This is a genomic window from Micromonospora krabiensis (assembly GCF_900091425.1).
GTDB classification, from domain to species: domain Bacteria; phylum Actinomycetota; class Actinomycetes; order Mycobacteriales; family Micromonosporaceae; genus Micromonospora; species Micromonospora krabiensis.
In genome coordinates, this window is the sequence record NZ_LT598496.1 from 3,678,650 (window position 1) to 3,703,964 (window position 25,315).

The 25,315-nt window shown below is 72.7% G+C and carries 24 protein-coding genes; 7 read left to right on the forward strand and 17 right to left on the reverse strand.

Annotated elements, in window-relative coordinates:
• Positions 1-5: 5 nt before the first annotated feature.
• Together GA0070620_RS16625 and GA0070620_RS16630 are read right to left on the reverse strand one after the other, a co-directional pair.
• On the reverse strand, positions 6-425 hold the full coding sequence (locus GA0070620_RS16625; protein WP_197677459.1) for a hypothetical protein: 420 nt from the start codon (positions 423-425) through the stop codon (positions 6-8).
• Positions 422-829 (reverse strand): YbaB/EbfC family nucleoid-associated protein, encoded by a 408-nt coding sequence (locus tag GA0070620_RS16630; protein WP_091591965.1) that lies wholly within the window; start codon positions 827-829, stop codon positions 422-424. The genes GA0070620_RS16625 and GA0070620_RS16630 overlap by 4 nt, the downstream gene beginning before the upstream one ends.
• 80 nt (positions 830-909) lie before the next feature.
• Between GA0070620_RS16630 and GA0070620_RS16635 the strand changes: the two genes are divergently transcribed.
• Positions 910-2,142 (forward strand): SUKH-3 domain-containing protein, encoded by a 1,233-nt coding sequence (locus GA0070620_RS16635; protein ID WP_091591968.1) that lies wholly within the window; start codon positions 910-912, stop codon positions 2,140-2,142.
• Between the two features lie 41 nt (positions 2,143-2,183).
• On the opposite strand, the gene GA0070620_RS16640 is transcribed toward GA0070620_RS16635, so the two are convergent.
• On the reverse strand, positions 2,184-3,623 hold the full coding sequence (locus GA0070620_RS16640) for an aldehyde dehydrogenase family protein (RefSeq protein WP_091591969.1): 1,440 nt from the start codon (positions 3,621-3,623) through the stop codon (positions 2,184-2,186).
• Between the two features lie 141 nt (positions 3,624-3,764).
• Between GA0070620_RS16640 and GA0070620_RS16645 the strand changes: the two genes are divergently transcribed.
• Together GA0070620_RS16645 and gabT are read left to right on the forward strand one after the other, a co-directional pair.
• Positions 3,765-5,201, forward strand: coding sequence for a gamma-aminobutyraldehyde dehydrogenase (locus tag GA0070620_RS16645; RefSeq protein ID WP_091591971.1), 1,437 nt, complete (start codon positions 3,765-3,767; stop codon positions 5,199-5,201).
• A 3-nt stretch (positions 5,202-5,204) separates the two neighbouring features.
• Positions 5,205-6,476 (forward strand): 4-aminobutyrate--2-oxoglutarate transaminase, encoded by a 1,272-nt coding sequence (gene gabT / locus GA0070620_RS16650; protein WP_091591972.1) that lies wholly within the window; start codon positions 5,205-5,207, stop codon positions 6,474-6,476.
• A 61-nt stretch (positions 6,477-6,537) separates the two neighbouring features.
• Here the strand turns inward: gabT and GA0070620_RS16655 are convergent, their stop codons facing one another.
• The 3 genes from GA0070620_RS16655 to GA0070620_RS16665 all read right to left on the reverse strand — a co-directional run bounded on the left by GA0070620_RS16655 (position 6,538) and on the right by GA0070620_RS16665 (position 9,061).
• Complete coding sequence (locus tag GA0070620_RS16655; RefSeq protein WP_091591974.1) at positions 6,538-7,215, reverse strand: RlpA-like double-psi beta-barrel domain-containing protein; 678 nt, start codon at positions 7,213-7,215, stop codon at positions 6,538-6,540.
• 80 nt (positions 7,216-7,295) lie between these two features.
• The gene (locus tag GA0070620_RS16660; RefSeq protein WP_091591976.1) at positions 7,296-7,931 is read right to left on the reverse strand and encodes a M15 family metallopeptidase; all 636 of its coding nucleotides are present in this window, start codon (positions 7,929-7,931) and stop codon (positions 7,296-7,298) included.
• A complete protein-coding gene (locus GA0070620_RS16665) occupies positions 7,928-9,061 on the reverse strand; it encodes a D-alanine--D-alanine ligase family protein (RefSeq protein WP_091591978.1) in 1,134 nt (377 codons plus the stop codon). Before GA0070620_RS16665 ends, GA0070620_RS16660 begins: the two co-directional genes overlap by 4 nt.
• 224 nt (positions 9,062-9,285) lie before the next feature.
• Here GA0070620_RS16665 and GA0070620_RS16670 point away from each other — a divergent pair, with 224 nt between their 5' ends.
• Complete coding sequence (locus GA0070620_RS16670) at positions 9,286-10,488, forward strand: IS110 family RNA-guided transposase (protein WP_091587764.1); 1,203 nt, start codon at positions 9,286-9,288, stop codon at positions 10,486-10,488.
• Positions 10,489-10,496: 8 nt separating this feature from the next.
• Here GA0070620_RS16670 and GA0070620_RS16675 read toward each other — a convergent pair whose 3' ends face one another.
• From GA0070620_RS16675 to GA0070620_RS16685, 3 genes are all read right to left on the reverse strand, one after another.
• Positions 10,497-11,573 (reverse strand): threonine ammonia-lyase, encoded by a 1,077-nt coding sequence (locus GA0070620_RS16675; protein ID WP_091591981.1) that lies wholly within the window; start codon positions 11,571-11,573, stop codon positions 10,497-10,499.
• A gap of 120 nt (positions 11,574-11,693) precedes the next feature.
• Positions 11,694-12,752: a sensor histidine kinase gene (locus tag GA0070620_RS16680; RefSeq protein WP_091591982.1), complete on the reverse strand. Its 1,059-nt coding sequence runs from the start codon at positions 12,750-12,752 to the stop codon at positions 11,694-11,696.
• Positions 12,749-13,414 carry a response regulator transcription factor gene (locus GA0070620_RS16685; protein WP_091591984.1) on the reverse strand — a complete coding sequence of 222 codons (666 nt, stop codon included), beginning with the start codon at positions 13,412-13,414 and terminating at the stop codon, positions 12,749-12,751. Before GA0070620_RS16685 ends, GA0070620_RS16680 begins: the two co-directional genes overlap by 4 nt.
• Before the next feature lie 238 nt (positions 13,415-13,652).
• Between GA0070620_RS16685 and GA0070620_RS16690 the strand changes: the two genes are divergently transcribed.
• From GA0070620_RS16690 to GA0070620_RS16700, 3 genes are all read left to right on the forward strand, one after another.
• Positions 13,653-14,957, forward strand: coding sequence for a GAF domain-containing protein (locus GA0070620_RS16690; protein WP_091591987.1), 1,305 nt, complete (start codon positions 13,653-13,655; stop codon positions 14,955-14,957).
• A 39-nt stretch (positions 14,958-14,996) separates the two neighbouring features.
• On the forward strand, positions 14,997-16,502 hold the full coding sequence (adh, locus tag GA0070620_RS16695; RefSeq protein ID WP_091591989.1) for an aldehyde dehydrogenase: 1,506 nt from the start codon (positions 14,997-14,999) through the stop codon (positions 16,500-16,502).
• 101 nt (positions 16,503-16,603) lie between these two features.
• Complete coding sequence (locus GA0070620_RS16700; protein WP_091598861.1) at positions 16,604-16,948, forward strand: DUF779 domain-containing protein; 345 nt, start codon at positions 16,604-16,606, stop codon at positions 16,946-16,948.
• A 143-nt stretch (positions 16,949-17,091) separates the two neighbouring features.
• Here GA0070620_RS16700 and GA0070620_RS16705 read toward each other — a convergent pair whose 3' ends face one another.
• The 8 genes from GA0070620_RS16705 to GA0070620_RS16740 form a co-directional block, all read right to left on the reverse strand.
• Complete coding sequence (locus GA0070620_RS16705; RefSeq protein ID WP_231921823.1) at positions 17,092-17,889, reverse strand: DUF559 domain-containing protein; 798 nt, start codon at positions 17,887-17,889, stop codon at positions 17,092-17,094.
• Positions 17,890-18,188: 299 nt separating this feature from the next.
• A complete protein-coding gene (locus tag GA0070620_RS16710; protein WP_091591991.1) occupies positions 18,189-18,539 on the reverse strand; it encodes a hypothetical protein in 351 nt (116 codons plus the stop codon).
• 114 nt (positions 18,540-18,653) lie between these two features.
• Entirely contained in the window at positions 18,654-19,667 is a 1,014-nt protein-coding gene (gene speB / locus GA0070620_RS16715; protein ID WP_091591994.1) for an agmatinase, read from the reverse strand.
• The gene (locus GA0070620_RS16720) at positions 19,664-20,866 is read right to left on the reverse strand and encodes a saccharopine dehydrogenase family protein (RefSeq protein WP_091591996.1); all 1,203 of its coding nucleotides are present in this window, start codon (positions 20,864-20,866) and stop codon (positions 19,664-19,666) included. The genes speB and GA0070620_RS16720 overlap by 4 nt, the downstream gene beginning before the upstream one ends.
• Entirely contained in the window at positions 20,866-22,287 is a 1,422-nt protein-coding gene (locus GA0070620_RS16725; RefSeq protein WP_091598867.1) for an NAD(P)/FAD-dependent oxidoreductase, read from the reverse strand. The genes GA0070620_RS16720 and GA0070620_RS16725 overlap by 1 nt, the downstream gene beginning before the upstream one ends.
• 82 nt (positions 22,288-22,369) lie before the next feature.
• Entirely contained in the window at positions 22,370-23,236 is an 867-nt protein-coding gene (locus tag GA0070620_RS16730) for an ABC transporter permease (protein ID WP_091598870.1), read from the reverse strand.
• Positions 23,236-24,147 carry an ABC transporter permease gene (locus tag GA0070620_RS16735; protein WP_091591998.1) on the reverse strand — a complete coding sequence of 304 codons (912 nt, stop codon included), beginning with the start codon at positions 24,145-24,147 and terminating at the stop codon, positions 23,236-23,238. Before GA0070620_RS16735 ends, GA0070620_RS16730 begins: the two co-directional genes overlap by 1 nt.
• The gene (locus tag GA0070620_RS16740; RefSeq protein WP_091592000.1) at positions 24,144-25,295 is read right to left on the reverse strand and encodes an ABC transporter ATP-binding protein; all 1,152 of its coding nucleotides are present in this window, start codon (positions 25,293-25,295) and stop codon (positions 24,144-24,146) included. Before GA0070620_RS16740 ends, GA0070620_RS16735 begins: the two co-directional genes overlap by 4 nt.
• Positions 25,296-25,315: the final 20 nt, after the last annotated feature.

The window sequence follows — 25,315 nt, forward strand, 5'->3', positions numbered from 1 at the left end:
CCCGGTCAGCGCGGACCGAGACCGGAACCGGCGGGCCCTTCGAACCGCGACCCGGTGAGCCCGGCGAGACCGTCGGGCCCGGCGACGCGCGCACCGTCCAGCCGGGCACCGGCGGCGGCGTCCGCCTGCACGGTGGCGTCGACCGAGCGCACCACGTCGGCGCCGAGCCCGGTGAGGCACCGGCCGACGCCCTCCCACGCCCGCAGCACGGTCTCCTCGGCGTCGCGGTAGGCCCGCTCGAACGCCGCCCCGATGTCGTCGCGGCCCCACGGCCGCTGGGCGCTGGCGGCGGCGATGTCCCCACCGATCCGGGCGCGCCGGGCGGTCACCGCCTCGCCCGCGAGCGCGAGGTCGGCCCCCGCGCGGCGGGCCCGGCCGGGGTCGAGCCACAGGTGCCCGCCGCCCACGCCACCCACGCCGGTCACCGGCCCAGGGCCGTGTCGGCCCGGGTCAACAGGGCGCCGAAGTCCCCGGTACGCAGGAACTCCAGCGAGCCGGAGCCGGCGGGCAGGTAGCCGGCCGCGAGGTCCTGAGTGGACGCCACGGCCTTGGCGCTGGCCCGCTGGACGGTCTCGGTCACCGTACGCCCCAGCTTCGACGCGTCCCGGTCCCGGTAGACGGCCGGGTCCAGCTCCACCGAGACGAGTTCTCCGCGCGCGCCGACGGTCACGGTGACCAGCCCGTCGGCTGAGCGTTCGGTCACCCGCAGCTGCTCCAGTTTCGTGCGCAGTTCGCGCAGACCGGACCGGATCTGCTGGTACTGCCCGTACACCTCGTCGAAGCGCGCCCGGAGCGCGTGATTGACGTCGCGGTCCACGTTTTCGCCCACCGCCGAGCCTCCCCGTCACCGTCGGTAGGCCGAACCATACCGGGCGCGACAACTCCGTGGGGGTCGGGTAACTTCGATGCGTGATCGACCGACGACAGGCTGAACAACTCGCCGCCGTCTGGGCGCGTCGCGACTCGCAACGCCTCGGCTACGAGTGCACGCCGACCGTCGACGAGTTCGAGCTCGGTTACGTGATCTCATCCACTGTGTCCACCCAGGCCCGGACGCTCCCCGGCGACCTGCCGACCACGGTGATCGACAAGGTGACCGGCGAGGTGACCACGTGGCCGAGGGTGCCGCCGACCGTGGTAGAGGAGCTCTACCGGCGCAACCGTCCGGGCGGGCCGTCCGCGCCGCGCACGGTCGACCCGGCGAGCCAGGTGCTGCGGGAGATCCGTCGGCTTCCCGCCCCGTCCGCCACCGCCCACCTGACCGTCGACGGCCGGGTGTTCCGCGCCGCGGGCGCGAAGGGCGACGTCGCGCTGCGGCACCACCCGTTGGTCCGGCGCTACCTGGACGAGCTGCCGCCCGGGCACCTGACCCGGGGCGGCGACCGGCACGCCGAGCTGATCGTCGTCTCCGACGTCCTGCACGAGTACGACCACCGGCGGGCCGCCGAGGGCATCGCGCCGATGAGCCTGGGTGACGCCGAGTCGCTGCTCGCCACCGTCCGCTTCGAGGTGTTCCGGGTGCGGGAGCAGGGCGACCCGGCCGGGGGCCCGGCCGAACGGCCCTGCGACTCCTGCCTCAACTTCCTCGTGCACGTCAACGTGCTCCCCTGGTCGGAGCTGGCCTTCACCACCGAGTGGCATCCCGACTCCCGCACGTCGCACCAGCCGGGCCGCTTCCCGCCGGAGGTCGCCGACGCGCTGGTCGACGGCGGTTGGGAGGACACGGCCTTCAACGCGACGCTCGCCGGGGGCGTGATCGAGGAGACCGCGGCCGTGGCCGGCCGGCAACATCGGCATCACCCGTTTCCGGCGGCGATCCGGGCGATCAACACCTTCCCGGCGATCCTCACCCGGCGGCGGGGCCCGGGCGAGGAGGTCTGGATCAGTCGGTTCACCACCAATCCGCTTCGGGGCGCGCACAGCGCCGACATCCTGGCCGACTTCGGCGCGGTGCTGGGCGTACGCCTCTTTCCGCTCGGCGCCGACCACGGCGACAGCCTCTTCGCCATCGACGAGCAGGGGCGGGTGTTCGCGCTGGATCAGGCCGGCGAGTGGTTCCTCGGCGCGGACGTCGACGCGGCGCTGACCACCCTGCTGCTCGGCCGCGCGCCGGCCCGGGTGCGCGACGACGGCACCTGGTGACCGGGCGCCGCCCCGGCTGGGCCGGCGACGAAGGGGAGGCCTCAGAGGCGCAGTCCGGTGAGCACCATGACGCGCGGTTCGGTGTAGTCGTCCATGGCGCTGCGCAGCCCCTCGCGTCCGACGCCGCTGCCCTTGACCCCGCCGTAGGGCATCTGGTCGGCGCGGTACGACGGCACGTCACCGACGATCACCCCGCCCACGTCGAGCACCCGGGCGGCGCGGAACGCCGTCTGGAGGTCGTGGGTGAAGACGCCGGCCTGGAGCCCGTACGCCGAATCGTTGACCGCGGCGAACGCGGCCTCGTCGTCGGTGACCGGGGCGACCACCAGCACCGGCCCGAAGACCTCCTCGGCGACGACCTTGGCGTCGGCGGGCACTCCGCTGAGCACCGTCGGCGGGTACGTCGCACCCTCGCGCCGGCCGCCGACCTGGATGGTGCCGCCCGCCCGCACCGCCTCGTCGACCCACTCCTCGACGCGGCGCGCGGCGTCCTCGGACACCAGCGGCCCGACGTCGGTCCGCTCGTCGGCCGGGTCACCGGTGCGCAGCTCCTGCACGGCGGCGACCAGCCTGGGCAGGAAGCCGTCGTAGAGCCACTCGTGGACGTAGACCCGCTGCACGGCGATGCAGGACTGCCCGGCCTGGTAGTTGGCGAAGGTGGCGATCCGGTGGGCGGCGAAGGTCAGGTCCTCGTCGGAGGCCCAGTCCGCGCAGATCACCGCCGCCGCGTTGCCGCCGAGCTCCAGGGTGACGTGCTTGTCGGGCACCGAGCGGCGGATGGCCGCGCCGACCGGTCCGGAGCCGGTGAACGACACCACCGGCAGGCGCGGGTCGGTGACCAGGTCGGCGGCACGGTCGTTGGGCAGCGGCAGCACCGAGAACAGGCCCGCCGGCAGGTCGGTCTCGGCGAGCAGCTCACCGAGGAGCAGCGCGGAGAGCGGGGTGGCGGGCGCCGGCTTGAGCACGATGGGCGCGCCGACCGCGATGGCCGGGGCCACCTTGTGCGCGACCAGGTTGAGCGGAAAGTTGAACGGGGAGATGCCCAGCACGGGGCCGCGCGGCACCCGACGCACCAGGGCGATCCGTCCGGTGGCGGCCGGATCGGTGTCCAGGCGTTGCAGCTCGCCGGAGAAGCGGCGGGCCTCCTCGGCGGCCCACCGGAAGGTGGAGACGGCGCGAGCCGCCTCGGCACGGGCCCATTTCAGCGGCTTGCCGTTCTCGGCGGTGATCAGGTGGGCCACCTCGTCGGCCCGTTCGGCGAGCCGCCGGGAGACGTGGTCGAGCGCGGCGGCGCGCGCGTGCGCGGGCAGGGCCGCGGCCTCCGTGGCCACCGCGGCGGCGGCCGCGACGGCGGCTTCGACCTGGTCCGGCCTGGCGAGGGTGGTACGCCCCACCGCCCGGCCGTCGTACGGGTGGTGGACGGTCAGCTCGCCGTCGCCGTGCGTGGGACGACCGGCGACGTAGAAGGCTCTCGGCTCCACGACCGCAGCGTAGACGACACCCCCGGCTCACGGAAACAGTCGCCACAGCCCTTGTCTGCCGCGAATTCGGTAGCCAAGATGGCAGTCAGATTGCGATAACCTCCGCTGACCCCGCCCCCGGCCATCCCTCGGAGACTCCTCATGAGTGACCAGCAGCAGCTGCGCAACTTCGTCAACGGCCAGTACGTCGACCCGGTGGACGGCGGGTACGCGGACCTGGTCGACCCGTGCACCGGTGAGGTGTTCGCCCAGGCGCCCGTGTCGGGCCCGGCGGACGTGGACGCGGCGATGAAGGCCGCCGCCGACGCGTTCGAGGGCTGGCGGGACGCCACCCCCGCCGAGCGGCAGAAGGCGCTGCTGAAGCTCGCCGACGCGGTGGAGTCCCGGGCGGCCGAGCTGGTCGACGCGGAGGTACGCAACACCGGCAAGCCCCGCCAGCTCACCGCCGACGAGGAGTTGCCGCCGGCCGTCGACGAGTTCCGCTTCTTCGCCGGCGCGGCCCGCCTCCTGGAGGGCCGCTCGGCCGGGGAGTACCTGGCCGGGCACACGTCGTACGTGCGGCGCGAGCCGATCGGCGTCTGCGCCCAGGTCACGCCCTGGAACTACCCGCTCATGATGGCGGTCTGGAAGATCGCCCCGGCGCTGGCGGCCGGCAACACGGTGGTGCTCAAGCCGTCGGACACCACGCCGGTGTCGACGCTGCTGCTGGCCGAGATCGCGGCCGAGTTCTTCCCGCCGGGTGTGTTCAACGTGGTCTGCGGCGACCGGGACACCGGGCGGTCGCTGGTCTCCCACCCCACCCCGCAGCTGGTGTCGATCACCGGTTCCACCCGCGCCGGGATGGAGGTCGCCGCCGCGGCGGCCCCCGACCTGAAGCGCACCCACCTGGAGCTGGGCGGCAAGGCGCCGGTGGTCATCTTCGACGACGCGGACGTCGCGGCGGCGGCGGAGGCGATCGCGGTCGGCGGCTACTTCAACGCCGGGCAGGACTGCACGGCGGCGACCCGGGTGCTGGCCGGGCCCGGCGTCCACGACGACTTCGTGGCGGCGCTGACCGAGCAGGCCCGCAACACGAAGACCGGCGCCCCGGACGACGAGGACGTGCTCTACGGCCCGCTCAACAACGCCAACCAGCTCACCCGCGTCACCGGCTTTGTCGACCGCCTGCCCGACCACGCCGCGATCCAGACCGGCGGCTCCCGGGTCGGCGAGCGTGGCTTCTTCTACGCCCCGACCGTCGTCTCCGGTCTGCGCCAGCAGGACGAGATCATCCAGGACGAGGTCTTCGGGCCGGTCATCACCGTGCAGCGTTTCACCGACGAGGACGAGGCGGTGCGCTGGGCGAACGGCGTCGAGTACGGCCTGTCCGCGTCGGTCTGGACGAGGGACCACGGCCGGGCGATGCGGATGACCAGGCGACTGGACTTCGGCTGCGTCTGGGTCAACACCCACATCCCGTTCGTCTCCGAGATGCCGCACGGCGGCTTCAAGCACTCCGGCCACGGCAAGGACCTCTCGGTCTACAGCCTGGAGGACTACACCCGGATCAAGCACGTCATGCACCACATCGAGGGCTGACCCGTGGCTTCCTCGGAGGAACTGCACAAGCGCCGCCAGGCGGCGGTCGCCCGCGGGGTCGGCAGCGTCGTTCCGTCCTACGTGGACCATGCGTCGGGTGGGACGATCACCGACGTCGACGGGCGGGAGTGGATCGACTTCGCCGCCGGCATCGCGGTCACCAACGTGGGCAACTCGGCGCCGCGGGTGGTCGAGGCGGTACGCGCGCAGGTCGAGCGCTTCACCCACACCTGCTTCATGGTCGCGCCCTACGAGTCGTACGTGGCGGTCTGCGAGCAGCTCAACCTGCTCACGCCCGGCGGGTTCGAGAAGCGGTCGGCGCTGTTCAACTCCGGCGCCGAGGCGGTGGAGAACGCGGTGAAGATCGCCCGGCACGCCACCGGACGGCCGGCGGTGGTGGTCTTCGACCACGCGTACCACGGCCGGACCAACCTGACCATGGCGTTGACCGCGAAGAACATGCCGTACAAGCACCGGTTCGGGCCGTTCGCCGGCGAGGTCTACCGGGTGCCCATGTCGTACCCGCTGCGCGACGGCGGGCTCGACGGCGCCACCGCCGCCGCCCGGGCCATCGAGACGGTCGAGAAGCAGGTCGGCGCGGAGAACGTGGCCGCGCTGCTCATCGAGCCGATCCAGGGTGAGGGTGGTTTCGTCGTACCGGCGGAGGGTTTCCTGCCGGCGCTGCGCGAGTGGGCGACGGCGGCCGGGGCGCTCTTCGTCGCCGACGAGATCCAGACCGGCTTCTGCCGGACCGGTGACTGGTTCGCCTGCGAACACGAGGGCGTCGAACCGGACCTGGTCACCCTGGCCAAGGGCATCGCCGGCGGGCTGCCGCTGGCCGCGGTGACCGGCCGGGCCGACCTGATGGACGCGGTGCACGTCGGCGGCCTCGGCGGCACGTACGGCGGCAACCCTCTCGCCTGCGCCGCCGCGCTCGCCAGCATCGAGACGATGCACGAGCGGGACCTGGCGGGGGCGGCGCGGCGGATCGGGTCGGTGATGCTGCCCCGGCTGCGCGCGATCGCCGAGCGGGACCCACGGATCGCCGAGGTACGCGGTCGGGGCGCGATGCTCGCCGTGGAGCTGGTGCAGCCGGGCGCGCTCACCCCGGACCCGGTCGCCACGGCCGCGGTGTCGGCCGCCTGCCACGCGGCCGGCCTGCTCACGCTGACCTGCGGCACGTACGGCAACGTGCTGCGGTTCCTGCCCCCGCTGGTCATCTCCGACGCGGAGCTGGCCCGCGGCCTCGACATCCTGGACGCCGCCTTCGGCTGAGAGTCCGGGCTGACCGTCGCCCGCCGTCGCGCTTGCGGGCGACGGCGGGCGACCGGCGTTGTCAGCGCAGCAGCTCGACGGTGTTGCGGCGCACCAGGTTCTTGCCCGGCTCCCGGATCTGGTCCATGGCCGCCGTGTTGAGCAGCACGCAGCTGCCGGACGGCCCGGTCACCGCCACCGTGGTGGCCTTGCCGTTGTCCAGGTTGGTCACCCGCAGCCGGGTGCCGACCGGGAACCGGTCGCTGGTCGCCGCCGGTGCCCCTTCCTCGGCGAAGAAGGTGATCGCGCCGGTGCAGGCCGCGCCCGGCGCCGGTCCGGGGGCTCCGGGCGACGCCGCGCCGGGCCTGGTGCTGCCGGGCTGGGCGGGCGGCGGTGGCGGCGCGACGTCACCGTCGACGCGCTCCACCACGTTGCGCCGGATCACGTTCTTGCCCGGCTCGCGGACCAGCTCCATCGCCGTTGCGTTGAGCAGCACACAACTGCCGGACGGCCCGGTCACCGTCACCGTGGCGGCCTTGCCGTTGTCCAGGTTGGTCACCCGCAGCCGGGTGCCCACCGGGAACCGGTCACTCGTCGCCGCCGGCGCCCCACCCTCGGCGGAGAACGTCACCGAGCCCGGGCACACGGAGGCCCGCGCCGGGGCGGTGTCCGCGAACCCGAGCCCGGTGCCGACCGACACGACCACCGTCGCGACCACCGCCACACCCGCCGCCAGCGCGTGCTTCCGCTGCACCTTCACCCTCGTTCTCCCCTCGTCCGTGATGTCGTACGACGCCTGGTACGGACGGGCGGGCCACAACGTTCAGTGGGGGTGGGCGATCACAACGGACCGTAACGGGTGCGTGGCGCACCGGTCATCAGCGCCCAGTACCGGTCGCCGTAGGACCAGTGCCACCACTCCGTCGGGTAATTCACCAGACCGGCGCCGCTCAGCACCGACACCAGGATCCGGCGGTGCCGTCGGGCGGTGTCGCCGATCGACGGCGCGGCCGTGAAGCAGGCGTTGCGGCTCGCCTCCGGGGTGGCGTCGACGGCGGTGCCCATGTCCAGCTCCAGGCCGTCGCCCGTGCAGAGCGTCAGGTCCACCGCCCCGCCGGTGCTGTGCGGGGCCACCTCCACCGGCGACACGAACTTGGTCGTCTCCCGGTGCAGCCGCTCGGCCGACCAGTCCGGGTGCAGCTCGCGCAACTCCTCCCGGTAGCCGGTGAAGATCTCCAGCTGCGCCTGGTACGGCCGGTAGCCCTCGATGACCAGCAGGCACAGGCCGTCGGGCAGCACGCGCTGCGCGGCCAGCAACCGCTCGGCGACACCGAGACGCACCCGGGCGTACGCCCCGGCGGGATCGGCGGCGCGCGTGTCGAGCCGCAGGTCGGGCACGTCCCGCAGGTCGACGAGGGGGTCGCCGTCGTCGGTGGCGGGCACCGCCGCGACCCGGGGGTCGGAGAGCAGGATCACCGGGTGGCCCCCGGGCCGGCGGGACGGGGACGTGCGGCGTGCCGGGTGAACGCCAGCGTGACGAGCCGGTCCACGATGTCCCGGTAGCCGACGCCGGCGGCGGCCCACACCTTCGGGTACATGGAGTGCGCGGTGAAGCCCGGCATGGTGTTCAGTTCGTTGACGTAGAGGTCGCCAGTCGCTTCCTCGTACAGGAAGTCGACGCGGGCCAGCCCCCAACCGCCGATCGCCGCGAACGCGCGTACCGACAGGTCCCGGATCCGCTCGGTCACGTCCTGGGGCAGCACGGCCGGTACGACCATCGGGTCGGCGTCGCCGAAGTACTTCTGCTGGTAGTCGAACCACCCGCCGGTGACGCGCACCTCGCCGACGGCCGACGCCTCCGGACGGGCGCCACCGAGGACGCCGCACTCCAGCTCACGGCCGGTCACGCCCTGCTCGACCACCACGACGCTGTCGTATCGGAGCGCCTCGTCGATCGCCGCCGCCAGGTCGTCACCGTCGGCGACGCGGGAGATCCCGATCGACGAGCCCATCCGGGCCGGCTTGACGAACAGCGGCCGGCGCAGCCCCACCACCAGCTTCTCCGGGTCGTCGGCGGCCCGGTAGGTCTCCGCGTCGAACGACACGTGCGGGGTGATCGGCACCTCCTCGGCGCGCAGCGCCCGCTTCATCGCCACCTTGTCCATGCCCACCGCGGAGGCGAGGATGCCGCACCCCACGTACGGCACGCCCAGCGACTCCAGCACGCCCTGCACCACACCGTCCTCACCGAACGGGCCGTGCAGCACCGGGAACACCACGTCCAGCTCGGCGTGGACCGCGCCCGGCGCGTCGACGGCGGTCACCACGGCCGTCCCGGGCCGGGGTCCCGCCCGCAGCTCCACGGCCGGCCCGGTCACCGTCAACCGGTCGTCGATCGCCCGCTCCGCCCCGGTGCCCGCCAGCAGGTCGCCGAGGACCGCATCGGGCACGAGCCGGAACCCTCCGGTCCGGGTGACCCCGATGGCCACCGTGCGGTAGTCACCGCCCGCCAGAGCCCGAGCCACGCCCAGCGCGGACGCGCAGGAGACCTCGTGCTCCGCCGACGGGCCGCCGAACAGGATTCCGATCCGAACCGGCGCGCTCATGCCGCCCTACCTTTCATTGCGAGCCCGACGGTGGTATTCGTACGGGCTGACGCGGGCGAGGCAGGTATGGCTTTCATGCTGGCTGCCGACCATGGCGAGGGTGGCATCGCCGCCTGTCTCGTCTGCTCTTGCTGACTGCTGATTGGGCTTTGCGATTGATCGCTGTGTAGGGCGTTGACGGCGGCAAGAGCGTGCGCGTGTCCACGACGGGAGAAGGGAGTCAGATGGCGGTCGCGGTTGGTGTGGACGTGGCCAAGGAGTTCCACTGGGCTGCGCTCGTGCACAGCGAGACGGGGCGGGTCCTGGCCAGCCGGAAAGTCGACAACGATCCGTCGGCGATCCAGGTGCTCATCGACGACATCCGAGCCGTGCAGGCCGAGTATGGGCCGGCCACGGTCGCCATCGACGTGCTCGGTGGCATCGCCGGCCTGCTGCAGGTCATGCTGGTCGACGCTGGCCTGCGCCTGGTGCATGTCTCCGGTCTTGCGGTCAACCGGGCTCGCCGTGCCACCCGCGGGGGTGAGCACAAGTCGGATCCGCGCGATGCCAAGGTCATCGCCGATCAGATCCGGCTGCGCGCAGACGAACTGCGTCCCGTCGAACCGGCCACCGAAGCCGGCAGCGAGCTGCGGCTGCTGGTGGGCCGCCGCCGGGAACTGGTGGTCGACCAGACCCGCCGCATCGGCCGGCTGCGGGATCTGCTCGCCTCGATCCATCCCGGTCTGGAGCGCGTCGTCGACCCCACCCACAAAGTCGACACGGCCCTGCTGGCCCGCTACGTCACGCCGACCGAGATCCGCCGAGCCGGCCGACGCCGCATCAGCGAGTACCTGCGCACCACCGGCCGGCACCACAGCACCGTGATCGACGCCCTGGTCGACAAGGCACTGACCGCCGCCGGCGCCCAACACGTCACCGTGCCCGGCGAAGCCGTCGCCGCGGACATCGTCCGCGACCTCGCCCGCGAGGTACTCGCCTGCCGGGACAAACTCGCCGACCTGGACAAGCGCATCCACGACGCTCTCGACCGCCACCCTGACGCGGCCCTCATCCAGTCCCTGCCCGGGATGGGGGCCACCCTCACCGCCGAATTCCTCGCCGTGGCAGGCGGCATCACCCGATTCCCCACCGGCGACCAACTCGCCAGCGCCGCCGGCCTCGCACCAGTCCTGCAGCAATCCGGCAAGGTCCACTACCTGCGCCGCGCTACCAGCGGCGACAAAACCCTCAAACGGGTCTTCTACCAATCGGCGTTCTGCGCCCTGCAACGCGACCCGGCCAGCCGCGCCTTCTACGACCGCAAACGCGCCGAAGGCAAACGACACCACCAAGCCCTCATCGCCCTGGCCCGCCGACGCATCAACGTCCTGCACGCCATCCTGCGCACCCGACAGCCCTACCGACTCACTCACGCTCTCACGGCTTGACTCAGTCATTAGGCTGCCACCCCTTCCCACTGCCGGGTCGCCAGCCGGGCGACCAGGTCCGCTTCCACGTTTCCGCCGGTCAGCACCACGCCGACCGTCCGGTAGTCCGCCCGGCGCCGGCCCGACCGCCCGACCGCGCCGGCGCCGGGCCGCCCCACCACGTCGGCACCTGGTTCACCCACCAGGCACAGCGCACCGGCCAGCCCGGCGGCGCCGGACGGCTCGGTGAGCACCTTCAGGTCCAGCAGGAGCAGCCGGAACGCCTCGGCGATCTGGTCGTCGTCGACCCGGACCACCCCGCGGACGGTGTCCCGCAGGACGGCGAACGGCAGCTCACCGACGCAGGTGGGGCGCAGCCCGTCGGCGATCGTGGGCGCCGGGGCGACCGGCGTCGGCCGACCGGCCACCAGGCTGCGGGCCAGGGAGTCGCAGCCCACCGGCTCGACGCCGTACACGTCGACGGGTCGGCCGTCCGCCGCCAGGCAGGCGCCCGCCACGCCACCGCCACCGCCGACCGGCACCACCAGCGCGTCCAGCGGGGTGCCGAGACGCTCCGCCTCCTCGATCAGCTCCAGGCTCGCGGTGCCCTGCCCGGCCACCACGTCCGGGTGGTCGTACGCGTCGATGAGCGGCAGACCCTCGGCGTCGCCCATCTGGCGGGCGGTCGCGAGCCGCTCGTCGAGGGTGGTCCCGGCGAGGACGACCCGCGCCCCCGCCGCCCGCGCCCGGGCGACCTTCGTCGACGCCGCGTCGACGGGCAGCACGACCGTGGCGCGCAACCCGTGCCGCGCGGCGGCCAACGCCACCGCGACCGCGTGGTTGCCGGTGCTCTGCGCGACCACCCCGGTGTGCCCGGCGGCGGCGAGCCGGCCCACCGCCAGCATCGCCCCGCGCATCTTGTAGGACCCGCCGGTCTGGAGGTTCTCCGCCTTGAGCAGGACGCGGACGCCGGCCAGCCGGTCGATCGCCGGCGAGTTCAGCACCGGCGTGCGGACCACCCGGTCCGACAGCCACCAGGCGGCCTCCTCGACGCGGGCCCGGTCCGGCGGGGCCGGCGCGCGGGGCGTCGTGTCGGTGCGGGACATGACTTCTCCTTCGTGGTGGGACGCGGTGCGGGACGTCGCATTTCGGGCACGCCGAAGGTCGGGGTGCCGCGTACGCGGGCCCGCCGCTCTGGATGTGGGTTCTCTGCCGGCCGGGTCGGCTCAGCGTCGGACGGGTAGCTGGACGTCGACCCGCAGGCCGCCGTACTCGGCGGGACGGGCGATGATCACGCCGCCGTGCGCCTGGGTGATCGAGCGCGCGATGGCCAGGCCGAGCCCGGCTCCGCCACCGTGGTTCGTCCGGTCCCGGGCGAGGCGCCGGAACGGCTCGAAGAGACCGGCGACCGCCTCGGCCGGCACCACCTGGCCGGTGTTGACCACGGTCAGCGCCGGGGAGTCGCCGACCACCACGGTGAGCGTGCCGCCGGGGCAGTTGTACTTGATCGCGTTCTCCACCAGGTTGGTCACGAGGCGCTCCAACAGCACCCGCTCGCCCGGGACGACCCTCGGGCTCAGGTGGGTCTCCACCTTCACGCCGGCCGCCGTGGCCCGCTCCTGGTACGCGACCAGCACCCCGTACGCGATCTCGTCGAGCCGCTGCGGTGTGCTCGACCGGAGCCCCTGGTCGCTCTCGCTGAGCGTGAGCAGCCCTTCGATGAGGCGCTCGTTGCGTTCGTTGGTCTCCAGCAGCTGGGCGGTCACCAGCTCCAACTGGTCACCGTTGAGCGTCCGGGACATACCGACCTCGATGAGCGTCCGCTGGACCGCGAGCGGCGTACGCAGCTCGTGCGAGGCGTTCGCGGCGAACCGCCGCTGTCCCTCGTAGCCAGCCGCGACACGTTCCATCATCTCGTCGATCGCCCGGGCCAGCCCGGCCAGCTCGTCGCGGCCGCGCGGCCGGATCCGGTGCCCGAGGTTCTGCGGCCCGACGTGCGCGATCGGTCCGGCGAGATCCCGTACCGGCCGCAGGCACCACAGGGCGGCGCCCCAGATCGCGACCACCGCGAGGGCGAGGAGGACGAGCATGGCCGCCAGCGGCAGCAACGCGTCGAGCTGGCGTGCCGGTTCGCACACCAGGCGTGCCCCGGGCACCGGCAGGGAGCAGAGCTGGTAACCCGGCGCCCACAGCACGCCGAGGACGTACTTCTCCATGCCGCTCATCGAGCACCCGACGAGCAGGGCGAGCACCCCGACGAGCAGGACACGGCGGCGCGGCGTCACTCCGGGCCGCCGATCCGGTAGCCGGCCCGCGGCACGGTGTGGATGACGGCCGGCTGGCCGATCTTCTTGCGCAGGGTCATCACGGTGACCCGGACGGCGTTGGTGAACGGGTCGGCGAACTCGTCCCACGCCTGTTCCAGCAGCTCCTCCGCGCTCACCACCCGGCCCTCCGCCCGCATCAGCACGTGCAGCACGGCGAACTCCTTGGGGCTCAGGTTGACCGGCCGCCCGTCCCGGGTCACCACGTGCCGGGCCACGTCCAGCGCGAGCCCGTTCCGCTCCAGCACCGGCGGTACCGCCGGCGCCGACCGCCGCCCGAGGGCCTGTACGCGGGCGACCAACTCGGCGAACGCGAACGGTTTGGTCAGGTAGTCGTCGGCGCCCAGGCCGAGCCCCTCGACCCGGTCCCGGATGCCGGCCGCCGCGGTGAGCATCAGGACCCGGGTACCGGCACCGGAGCCGGCGAGGCTCCGGCACACCTCGTCGCCGGTGTGACCGGGCATGTCCCGGTCGAGCACGGCCACGTCGTACCGGTTCACGCCGATCCGTTCGAGCGCCCCGTCGCCGTCGTAGCAGACGTCGACCGCCATCGAGAAGCGACGCAGCCCCTCGGCGACCATGTCCGCCAGCAAACGCTCGTCGTCCGCCACCAGCACCCGCACGCTCTCCGCTCCCCCTGGTCCCTCGTTGTCCCGCTCACGGTTTCAAGTCGCAGTTAAGGGTTCTGTAAGCACCTGCCCGAGCCATCTTCCACGCGGCGACCGGGCGGACAAATCGCCCCAAGATGCGCCAGCTATCGGACGTGACGCGCGTCACGGCCAAGGCCGCACAGCGCGGAGCCCGCTCCACCCTTGGCGATCTAGGGTGACCTGCGTCACGATGGGCCGGAGGAGGTCGCCCATGGCCGACCCGTGGCTCGCCCTGGAATTCGGCGTCGATCCGGCGGAGCGGATCGCGCAGGTCGGCGCCGCTCACGAGGCGTTCCTCACCGGCGGCACCGAGGCGGCCCGGCGCACCGACCGGAGGCTGCGCGACGTCGTCGCCAACTCGTGGCGCCGCTCGGCTGGCGCGCTGCTCTCCCCCGAGGCCACCCCGCCCGTCGACCTGACCGACGACGCCCTGGAGAGCTACCGGGCCGCCCACCCCCTGGGCCGGGTGCTGCCGCTCTTCCGCGACCTGCTCGGCGGCATCGCCCAGGACGGCGCGCACCTCATGGCGGTGTGCGACGCGTACGGGCGGCTGCTCTGGGTGGAGGGGCACCCCGGGGTGCTCCGGCACGCCGAGCGGATGAACTTCGTGCCCGGTGCCCGCTGGGACGAGGCGCACGCCGGCACCAACGCCCCGGGCACCGCCCTCGCCGTCGACCACAGCGTGCAGATCTTCGCCACCGAGCACTTCAGCCGGCCCGTGCAGCGGTGGACCTGCGCCGCCGCGCCGATCCACGACCCGGCCACCGGCCGGCTGCTCGGCGCGGTCGACATCACCGGCGGCGACCACCTGGCCAACCCACACAGCCTCGCCCTCGTACGCGCCACCGCCCGCGCCGCCGAAGCCCAACTCGCCGCCGACCGGCCCGCCGAACCGGGCGTGGCCACCGTCTCCGCGCTCGGCCGCGACGAGGCGGAGCTGCGCGTCGACGGGCGGCGGATCCGGCTCGGCCGCCGGCACAGCGAACTGCTGGTCCTGCTCGTCGAGCATCCCGAGGGGCGCACCGGCGAGCAGCTCGGCCTGGACCTCTACGGCGACGACCGGCTGCACCCCGTCACTCTCCGCGCCGAACTGTCCCGCCTGCGCCGGGTGCTCGGCCCGGAGCTGCTCGACTCCCGCCCGTACCGGCTGCGGGCGACCGTCCGCGCCGACTTCCGTACCGTCACCGCCCTGCTCGACCGGGGCGACCCGGCGGGCGCGCTCGGGGCGTACGCCGGACCGCTGCTGCCGGCCTCCGACGCGCCGGGAGTGACGCGACTGCGCCGCCTCATCGACGGCCAGCTCCGTGCGGCCGTGCTGGCCGGCGGCGACCCGGCGCTGCTCGCCACCTGGACCGCGACGGCCGCCGGCGCCGACGACCTGGCCGCCTGGCAGGCCCTGGCGCGGGCGTTGCCGCCGGGCGCGCCACGCCGGCCCCTCGCGGTGGCCCGCGCCCACCAACTCGCTCAGGAGTACGGCCTGCCGCGCGCAACGTGGCTGCAACGTCCCGGAAACTAACGTCGCCGCCGTCCCCCAACCTCGACGGCGGAGGTGACCATGACGCGCTACGACGCGCCCACCCACTGGCAGAGCCGCTACGACCACTTCATCGGCGGCGAGTACGTCAAGCCGCACGGCGGCCGGTACTTCGAGAACCCCACCCCGGTGACGGGACAGACCTTCTGCGAGATCGCCCGCGGCACCGCCGAGGACGTCGAGAAGGCCCTCGACGCCGCGCACGGCGCGGCCGACGCGTGGGGCCGGACCCCGGTCGCCGAACGGTCGCTGATCCTCAACCGGATCGCCGACCGGATGGAGGAGAACCTGGAGTCCCTGGCGATCGCGGAGACCTGGGAGAACGGCAAGCCGGTACGCGAGACCCTCGCGGCCGACATCCCGCTCGCCATCGACCACTTCCGCTACTTCGCCGGGGCGATCCGAGCCCAGGAGGGCTCCCTCGGCGAGCTGGACGACGACACCGTCGCGTACCACTTCCACGAGCCGCTCGGCGTGGTCGGTCAGATCATCCCGTGGAACTTCCCGCTGCTCATGGCCACCTGGAAACTGGCACCGGCGCTCGCCGCCGGCAACGCGGTGGTGCTCAAGCCCGCCGAGCAGACCCCCGCGTCGATCCACCACTGGCTCTCGCTGGTGGCCGACCTGCTGCCGCCCGGCGTGGTCAACGTGGTCAACGGGTTCGGCGTCGAGGCGGGCAAACCCCTCGCGTCCTCGTCCCGGGTCGCCAAGGTCGCGTTCACCGGCGAGACCACCACCGGGCGGCTGATCATGCAGTACGCCAGTGAGAACATCAAGCCCGTCACGCTGGAGCTGGGCGGCAAGAGTCCCAACATCTTCTTCGACGACGTCAGCGCGCGCTCCGACGACTTCTACGACAAGGCGCTCGAAGGCTTCACGATGTTCGCCCTCAACCAGGGCGAGGTCTGCACCTGCCCGTCCCGGGCGCTGATCCAACAGGGCCACTACAGCGACTTCCTCGCGGCGGCGGTCGCCCGCACCCAGGCGGTCAAGCAGGGCCACCCGCTGGACACCGACACGATGATCGGGGCGCAGGCCTCCAACGACCAGTTGGAAAAGATCCTGTCCTACCTGGACATCGGGCGGCAGGAGGGCGCGAAGGTGCTGACCGGGGGATCGCGTGCGGACCTGGGTGGCGACTTGTCGGGCGGATACTACGTTGAACCAACCATCTTCGAGGGCGACAACTCGATGCGGATCTTCCAGGAGGAGATCTTCGGGCCGGTCGTCTCGGTGACATCCTTCGCCGACCTCGACGACGCCGTGAAGATCGCCAACGACACCCTCTACGGCCTCGGCGCCGGCGTCTGGACCCGGGACATGAACACCGCGTACCGGGCCGGGCGGTCCATCCAGGCCGGGCGGGTCTGGACCAACTGCTACCACGCCTACCCGGCGCACGCCGCGTTCGGCGGTTACAAGCAGTCCGGCATCGGGCGGGAGAACCACAAGATGATGCTGGAGCACTACCAGCAGACCAAGAACCTGCTGGTCAGCTACTCGCCCAAGAAGCTCGGCTTCTTCTGATGGATCGCTCTGGTGAGAGCGCCGCGGCTCCCGGTTCCCCGGGCGCCGCGGCGTCACCCGTCCCGCTGCCCCGGGTGGCGGCGCCGATCGCGCTGCCGCCCGTGTCGGACCCGGTCACGGTGACACCGGCGGCGGCCGAACTGCTGCGGTCACTGCGGCGACAACACGGGCCGCTGATGTTCCACCAGTCCGGCGGCTGCTGCGACGGCAGCGCCCCGATGTGCTACCCGGCGGGCGAGTTCCGCACCGGCGGCTCGGACGTGCTGCTCGCGTCGCTGCGGATCGACGGCGTACCCGAGCCGGTGGAGTTCTGGATGTCCAAGAGCCAGTGGGAGCTCTGGAAACACACGAGGCTCACGGTCGACGTGGTCCCCGGCCGAGGCAGTGGCTTCTCCCTGGAAGCCCCCGAAGGCCAACGCTTCCTGATCCGCTCCCACCTAGCCTAACCCCGCCCCCCGCCCTCCACCCTCGTCGATCTTGCACTTTGCGCCCTCGTGGCGGGAGGAATGTCCCGATAGCAAGGGCAGAAAGTGCAAGATCGACGGGGGTGGGGGTGGGGGGTGGGGTGGGAGTGGGGGTGGGGGTGGGGTTAGGAGAGGGCTTTGCGGATTGTGGTGACTATGTGCTGGGGGCGGCGGTAGAGGTCCTGGGCGGTGAAGTAGCGCATCCGCCAGCCCTGCGCGTCGAGCCAGTTCATCCGTTCGCGATCGTGCCGGAGGCGCTCCGGATCCAGATGGGACAACCCGTCGTACTCGATGCCGATCCTCCGCTCCCGATACCCCAGGTCGAGTCGGTATCGACCGAAGCCGTACTCGTCGTACACCCAGACCTGCGGTTCGGGCACCGGCAGGCGGCCGTCGATCAGCACCAGGCGGAGCTGGCTCTCCTGACGACACTCGGCCCGGCCGTCCGCGAGCGGAATCAGCTCGCGCGCCTGCCGGACGCCCCGCAGAGCCCGATGCGCGGGCAGCTCGGCCAGCAACTCTTCCTGAGTTACGGCCGCTGAGCGCAGCGCCGCGTCGAGAACCGGCAGGGCATCGATCCGCCGCGCGGTGCGGGCGAGGTCGACCGCGCAGCGGGCGGCGGGTACGCACGGAAGCCCTCCGACGAGCACCGGGCGCACGGGCACGGCCGAGTGGTGCACGACCAGTCCTGGTAGCCGGGGCCGTGACACGGTCGGCGGCAGCTGAACATGCACCTGGTCCTCGCGCAGCACTCCGAAGCCGTGCCGACGCGCCGCGCTTTCCCGGGTCAGCGCGGCCCCCTCGGGTAGGCACAGCAGCAACGCGCGCAGTTCGTCCTCGTCGTCACAACGGCCGGCGGAATACACGCCCCGCCGCACCCGACGCAACTCGTCCTTGCTGACCTGAGTTCGGATTCTCTTCACGGTCAAGCTCCGAAGTAGGTCCTCCACGCGCCATAACCGAGTCACCACACGACGGACTGTGTCGAATCAACCTTCCTCACGCCGGCCCCACACCGCCCCCCTGTGGACAACCACACCCCCTGTGGATATCCCCCACCTCAACCCCACCCCTGCTATACCCCCCCCGTCACCCCGCGCCCCCTCTCTCCCGCCGGCGATCTTGCAGTTTCGGCCCCTGGCGCGCCCGATAGGCCCGAAAAGTCGGGGCCGAAACTGCAAGATCGCGGAGAAGATCGCGGCCGATCGCGGCGCAACGGTGGTTAGCGCAGGACCAGGGTGGTGAGGGTGGTGATCAGCAGGAGCACGGGCAGGGCGGACAGGGTGCCGGCCGCCGCCGCGGACCGGGGGCGGCCCCGCCGCACGGTGAGCCAGAGCAGTAGGAGGCTGACCAGCAGCGCCGCGAACAGCGCCGGAGTCAGGGTGTAGAGGCCGAAGAGAAGCCACCGGTCCCGATCCGAGGTGCACTCCTCGCCGCAGCCTTCCGCCACGGCGCCGGAGAACAGCGCCGACCCGGCCGCGAAGGCCACGATCGCGGTCGCGTACCAGGCCAGGGTTACCAGGATGGTGCCGCGCGGGTCAGGTCGGCGGGGATCGACGGGAGTCGCAGCCATTCGCCGATTATGGCCGCCCGCGCCGGCCACCACCGCCCCACGGACCCGGCCGGACCCGAACCCGCACCACCGCTCGACGGCCCCGGCCGGAACGGCCCCGCCGCCGCGGCGACCTCAGCGGCCGTCGAGCAGCGGCTGTCGCGGATCCCAGGGATCGCCGCCGGCGGCCTCGCGGCGGCGGCGGGCGATCGCCGACAGGGCCTCCAGCACCACCCGGTTGCCGAGGTACGCGGTGATGTCCGCGTGGTCGTACGGCGGGGCGACCTCGACCACGTCCACCCCGACGACGGGCAGCTCGTAGCAGCAGCGTCGGACCGCGTCGAGCAGTTGCCGGGAGGTGAGCCCGCCCGGTTCGGGGGTTCCGGTGCCGGGGGCCATGCCCGGGTCGACCACGTCGACGTCGACGGAGAGGAAGACTCCCTCGCACTCGTCGACGGCGATCCGGAACGCCTCGGTCAGGCAGTCGTCGAGGCCGCGGGCGACCAGTTCGGTCATCTCGTACGACCGCATCCGCTGCTCGGCCATCCACGTCAGCACGTCGGGCCCGGGCCAGTAGCCGCGGAGTCCGATCTGGAGGAAGCGGTCGCCGCGGACGGCGCCGGACTCGATGAGCCGCCGCATGGGTTGCCCGTGGCCGTGCAGGCTGCCGAACTCGACGTCCCCGGTGTCGGCGTGGGCGTCGAAGTGCACCAGGGACACCCGGCCGAGCCCGTGGTGGCGGGCCACCCCGGTGGCGTCCGGCAGGGCGATGGAGTGGTCGCCGCCGAGCACGACCGGGATCGCGCCGGACGCGGCGACCGTGTGCACGGCGGTTTCCAGCGCGGACAGCGACCGTTCGATGTCGCCGGAGAACATCTCGACGTCGCCGGCGTCGTACACCCGAAGGTCGGACAGGCCGTCGACGCGGAGGGCGAGGGAGGGCCGGGAGCCGTCGTGCGGCAGGTAGCAGGCCTGCCGGATGGCGGACGGGCCGAACCGGGTGCCCGGCCGGTGCGAGGTGCCGCCGTCGAAGGGCGCCCCGACGATGACCACGTCCGCGTCGGCGTGGGTGGTGGGGTCGGTGAGGTCGCAGGCGGGTACGCCGAGAAAGGTCAGGTCCGGCCCGTACATGGCTCCGTAGCGGCTCATCGCTCCTCCATCCCCCACGGCGAGCCATAGGCGGTGAGCAGGTCGAGGAACGGCCGGGGTGGTAGCGCCTCCGGGCCGAGCACGCCGGTGCCGGTCCACGCGCCGTTCGCGAGCAGTTCCAGGGCCACGATCGGGTTGACCGCGGTCTGCCAGACGACGGCCTGGTGACCGTACTCCGTCATGGACCACTCGTTGTCGACGACGTGGTAGAGGTAGACGCGGCGGGGGTGGCCGTCGGGGCCGGTGCCGGTGACGTACGTGCCGGCGCAGGTCTTGCCGCGCATGGCCGGGCCGAGGGTGGCGGGGTCGGGCAGGCAGGCGGCGACCACGTCACGCGGGGTGACCTGGACGCCGCCGACGCGCACCGGCGCGGTCGAGTCCAGGCCGAGTTTGTGCAGGGTCTTGAGGACGCCGATGAACTCGTCGCCGAGGCCGTACTTGAAGGTGACCCGACGGGCGCCCACCCAACGCGGGATGAGCAGCACCTCCTCGTGTTCGACGTTGACGCACTCGACCGGGCCGATCCCCTCCGGGAACTCGAAGACCTCCGGCTCGGAGAACGGCGGCGTCGTGTACCAGCCACGGTCCGCCTCCCACACCACCGGCGGGTTGAGGCACTCCTCGATGGTCGTCCAGATGGAGAACGACGGCGCGAAGTCGTGGCCGTCGACCGTCAGGTTGGCGCCGTCGCGGATGCCGATCTCGTCGATCTCGGTGAACAGTTCGTCGGCGGCGTACCGGGCGAAGATGTCGGAGAGGCCCGGTTCGACGCCGATGCCGCAGAGGGCGAGCCTTCCGGCTTCGCGCCACTGTTCGGCGGCGGCGAACTGCGCGTCGCCGAGCTTCACGCCGGTCTCCGAGTAGGGGTTGCGTGGGTGCGGTCGGGACAGCGACATCGCCATGTCGAGGTAGTCCGCTCCGGCCGCGTACGCCCCCTCGAAGATCGGCAGCACGAAGCGCGGGTCGACCGCGTTCAGCACGTGGGTGATCCGGTGTTCCCGGCAGAGCGCGGCGACCTCGCCGGCCGACGAGGCGTCGACCCGGGCGGCGACGAACCGGGCGTCGTGGCCGGCGATCGCACGGCCCGCCCGGCCGGGATCGTGGTCGGCGACCACCATGGTGTCGAAGAAGGAGCGGCGGGCGGCGATCGATACGGCGGCGGAGCCGACGCCACCGGCGCCGACGAGCAGGATACGCATCAGGAATCGAACCCCAAACCAAGACGGTCGAGCGTACGGAGCCAGAGGTTGCGCCGCCCCTCGTGCGCGTCGGCACGGGCGAGCGACCAGCGGGTGAGGTTGATGCCGACCGCGCGGACCGGTTCCGGCGGGAACGGCAGGGGTGTGCCGCGCACGAGCGCGAGTCGGGTCAACGGGGTGTCCTCGCCGGCCAGCAGGTCGAGCATCACCCGCGCGCCGAACCGGGTGGCCCCGACACCGAGGCCGGTGTAGCCCGCCGCGTACGCGAGTCGGCCCTCGTAGGCGGTGCCGAAGAACGGGCAGAAGCGGGTGCAGGTGTCGATCACCCCGCCCCAGCGGTGACTGAACCGCACCCCGTCCAGCTGCGGGAACGTGGTGAAGAAGTGGTCGGCGAGGGTGGCGAAGGTCGCCGGCCGCTGCTCCAGCGCCGGGGCCATCCGGTTGCCGTAGTGGTAGACCGCGTCGTACCCGCCGAAGAGGATCCGGCCGTCGGCGGTGATCCGGTAGTAGTGGAACTGGTTTCCGGTGTCGGCGAGCCCCTGGCGGTTGGTCCAGCCGATCGCGGCACGCTGGGCGGCGGTCAGCGGCTCGGTGGTGAGCGCGTAGTCGTACACCGGCACCAGCCAGGCCCGCAGCCGGCGCAGCAGCGGCGGGAACGCGTTCGTGGCGAGCACCACCCGCCCGGCCCGTACGCTGCCGGGGGCCGCCTCCCGGCCGCCGGTGGTGGCCGCCCGGAGCGCGCCGCCGTCGCGGCGCAGCCCGGTCACCCGCGTGTGCTCGGCGATCCGCACGCCGAGGTCCAGGCAGGCCCGGCGCAGTCCCCAGGCCAGCTTGGCCGGGTCGAGCAGGGCCACCCGGTCGCGGTCCCACATCCCGCCGAGGTACGTCGGCGAGTCCACCTCGGCGCGGACCTCGTCGCGGTCGAGCAGCCGCACGTCGTGGCCGTGCCGGCGGGCCAGGTCGGCGTCGGCGGCGAGCCCGGCGAGCTGGTACGGCTCGACGGCGACGGCCAGCTCGCCGGTGCGCTCGAAGTCGCAGTCGATGCCGTGTTCGTCGAGGGTCGCGGCGATCCCGTCCAGGTTCTGCCGGCCGAGCCGTTCCAGCTCGCCGATCTCGTCGGGGAACCGGTCGACGCCGTTGGCGAGGCCGTGGGTGAGCGACGCGGCGCAGAAGCCGCCGTTGCGTCCGGACGCCGCCCAGCCGCAGGTGCCCGCCTCGACCAGCAGCACGTCCCGGCCCGGGTCGTCCCGCTTGGCCAGCAGCGCGGCCCACAGCCCGCTGTAGCCGCCGCCGATCACGAGCAGGTCGGCGGTGTGCCGGCCGTGCAGCGGCGGGAGCGGGTCGGGGCGCTCCGGGCGGTCCAGCCAGTACGGCACGGGCGCCGCGTCGGCCAGCGCCCGGCCGGTATACGCGCCGATCATGACGCGCGCCGCGCCACCGCGCCGCCGCACACCGGACGGGCCGCCGCCACGCCGCCGCACACCGGACGGGCCGCCGCGCCGCTCACCGGACGGCCCCCGCCTTGCCCGCCGGACCTGATCCGCTGCCGCCCGTCGCGGGACCGACCCGCAGGGCGGCGCGTTGGCGTCGCCGGCCGGGCAGCGTGCTGGCCAGCACCAGCAGCAGCGCGATCGCGAACATCGCGGTGCCGATGACGTTGACCTGCGGCGGGATGCCCCGCTGGGCGGCGCCCCACACGTACATCGGGAACGTGACGGTGGTGCCCGCGTTGAAGTTCGTGATGATGAAGTCGTCGAAGCTCAGCGAGAAGGAGAGCAGCGCGGCGGCCACGATGCCGGGCAGCACCAACGGCAGGGTGATCCGCCGGAACGTCTGCCACTCGTTGGCGTAGAGGTCCATCGCGGCCTCCTCCAGCCGCGAATCCATGCCGGCGAGCCGCGCCTTCACCGTCACCACCACGAACGAGACGCAGAACATCACGTGCGCGATGACGATGGTCCAGAAGCCCTGCGGCACCCCGGCGGCGACGAAGAGCGCCAGCAGCGACGTGCCCATCACCAGTTCCGGCGTCGCCATCGGGAGGAAGATCAGCACGTTGATGCCGGACCGGCCGCGGAACCGGTGCCGCACCAGGGCGAACGCCATGAGCGTCCCGAGGACGGTGGCGACGACCGTGGCGATGAAGCCGATCTGGACACTTCGGACCACCGCGTCGCACATGTCGGAGGTGGCGCACGGGTTGCGCCAGTTGTCGAGGGTGAACTCGTGGAAGTCGTACGAGAGGCGGCTCGACGGCCGGTTGAACGACAGGCCGGCCACCACCAGGATCGGCAGCGACAGGTAGCCGAGTACCAGCAGCGCCACGAGCATGACCCACCGGTCGGCGAGCCACCGGGAGACGCGGTGCATCACAACACCTCCTCCGTACCGGCGCGGCGCAGGTAGACGAAGACGACCGCGAGGATCGCCGCCATCAGCAGGAACGACAGGGCCGCGCCCTGCGGGTAGTCGAGCCGGACCAGGAACGCCGAGTCGATGACGTTGCCGATCATGTATTCGTTGGGCGTGCCGAGCAGTTCCGCGTTGATGTAGTCACCGCTGGCCGGGATGAAGAAGAGCAGCGTGCCGGCGACGAGACCGGGCATGGACAGCGGCAGCGTCACTCGCCGGAACGCGTGGACCGGGCTCGCGTACAGGTCGCTCGCGGCCTCCAGCAGCCGGCGGTCGAGCCGCTCCAGGCTCGCGTACAGCGGCAGCACCAGGAACGGCAGGAAGTTGTACGTGAGGCCGAGCACCACCGCGAACGGGGTGGCGAGCAGGCGGCCGTCCGGCCCGAGCAGGTGGACGTCGCGCAGCAGACCGACGAGCCAACCGTTGTCGGACAGGATCGTCTTCCAGGCCAACGTACGCACCAGGAAGCTGGTGAACATCGGCGCGACCACGCACACCAGCAGCAGGTTCTTCCACCGTCCGGCCTTCTGCGCGATCGCGTACGCCAGTGGGTAGCCCATCAGCAGGGCGAGCACCAGGGCCAGGCCGGCGTAGAGGAACGACCGGGTGAACTGCGGCCAGTACGCCGACAGCGCGTCCGGGTAGTTGCCGAACGCCCAGGTCAGCGCGTAGCCGGTGGAGAGGGAGCCGCTGGGGTCGTAGAGGCTGGCGGCGGCGAGTTGCAGCAGCGGCAGGGCGAAGAAGACGAACAGCCAGGCCGCACCCGGGAGCAGCAGCAGGTACGGCAGGAACCGGTACCGTCCGCGTCGGGCGGGTGGCGGCGGGTTCGCCGCCGACTGCCCGGTCGGCACGTGCGCGAGGGCGCTCACGACGGGAGACCCACCGGCTCGTCGACCACCGGCGTGGTTCGGTCCGCCTCGCCCGGCTCCCGGGGCAGCAGGAACGCGTGCCGCGGATCCCAGTACGCCAGCGCCTCGGCGCCGACCGGCAGCCGCTCGGTCGCGCCGCTGTTGGCGGAGAAGACGGAGACCTCACTGCCCCAGGCGGTGCGCAGCAGGTACTGGGTGCTGACCCCCACGTACGAGGCGTCGGTGACCACCCCGGCGACGTGCTGGTGGCCGGCGGGGATCTGGTCGGCGGAGCCGACCAGGTGCAGCTTCTCCGGGCGTACGCCCAGGTGGACGGGCCCCCGGTCGACGCGTGCCCGGTCGGCGGGCACCGAGTAGCGGGTGCCGTGCGCGGTGACCGGCACGTCGTCGCCCGTGGGCCCGGCGGCGTCGCCGGCGAGCAGGTTGGACTGGCCGAGGAAGTTCGCCACGAAGGCGGTGGCCGGGTACTCGTAGAGGTCGGCCGGGGCGCCCAACTGCTCGATCCGGCCGGCGTTCATCACCGCGACCGTGTCGGCCATCGTCATGGCCTCCTCCTGGTCGTGGGTGACGTGCACGAAGGTGATGCCGACCTCGGTCTGGATGCGCTTCAGCTCGATCTGCATCTGCCGGCGCAGCTTCAGGTCGAGCGCGCCGAGCGGCTCGTCCAGCAGCAGCACCTGCGGGTGGTTGATGAGCGCGCGGGCCAGCGCGACCCGCTGCTGCTGGCCGCCGGAGAGCTGGGCCGGGCGGCGCCGGCCGTAGCCGTCGAGCTGCACCAGGGCGAGCATCCGCTCGACCTGGTCGTCGACCTTGCGGATGCCGCGCCGACGCAACCCGAAGGCGACGTTCTCGGCGATGTCCAGGTGCGGGAACAGGGCGTAGCTCTGGAACACCGTGTTGACCGGCCGCTTGTACGGCCGCAGCCGGGCGATGTCCCGGTCACCGAGCAGCACCTGCCCGCTGGTCGGCTCCTCCAGGCCGGCGATCATGCGCAGCGTCGTGGTCTTGCCGCAGCCGGACGCGCCGAGCAGGGCGAAGAAGGAGCCCTGCGGGATGGTCAGGCTGAGGTCGTCCACCGCGGTGAAGATGCCGAACCGCTTCGTGAGGTTGGCCAGGCGCAGGTCGCCGGCCGGTGTCTCGCGTCCCACTGTCGTCCGCCCAATCCGTC

Excerpts from the sequence above, each read along its gene's own strand:
- GA0070620_RS16675 (WP_091591981.1), bottom strand. The coding sequence starts at position 11,573 with ATGTCCCGCACCGACACGACGCCCCGCGCGCCGGCCCCGCCGGACCGG.
- GA0070620_RS16730 (WP_091598870.1), bottom strand. The coding sequence starts at position 23,236 with ATGCACCGCGTCTCCCGGTGGCTCGCCGACCGGTGGGTCATGCTCGTG.
- GA0070620_RS16710 (WP_091591991.1), bottom strand. The coding sequence starts at position 18,539 with ATGGCTGCGACTCCCGTCGATCCCCGCCGACCTGACCCGCGCGGCACC.
- GA0070620_RS16690 (WP_091591987.1), top strand. The coding sequence starts at position 13,653 with ATGGCCGACCCGTGGCTCGCCCTGGAATTCGGCGTCGATCCGGCGGAG.
- GA0070620_RS16725 (WP_091598867.1), bottom strand. The coding sequence starts at position 22,287 with ATGATCGGCGCGTATACCGGCCGGGCGCTGGCCGACGCGGCGCCCGTG.
- GA0070620_RS16670 (WP_091587764.1), top strand. The coding sequence starts at position 9,286 with ATGGCGGTCGCGGTTGGTGTGGACGTGGCCAAGGAGTTCCACTGGGCT.
- GA0070620_RS16645 (WP_091591971.1), top strand. The coding sequence starts at position 3,765 with ATGAGTGACCAGCAGCAGCTGCGCAACTTCGTCAACGGCCAGTACGTC.
- adh (WP_091591989.1), top strand. The coding sequence starts at position 14,997 with ATGACGCGCTACGACGCGCCCACCCACTGGCAGAGCCGCTACGACCAC.
- GA0070620_RS16665 (WP_091591978.1), bottom strand. The coding sequence starts at position 9,061 with ATGAGCGCGCCGGTTCGGATCGGAATCCTGTTCGGCGGCCCGTCGGCG.
- GA0070620_RS16720 (WP_091591996.1), bottom strand. The coding sequence starts at position 20,866 with ATGCGTATCCTGCTCGTCGGCGCCGGTGGCGTCGGCTCCGCCGCCGTA.
- speB (WP_091591994.1), bottom strand. The coding sequence starts at position 19,667 with ATGAGCCGCTACGGAGCCATGTACGGGCCGGACCTGACCTTTCTCGGC.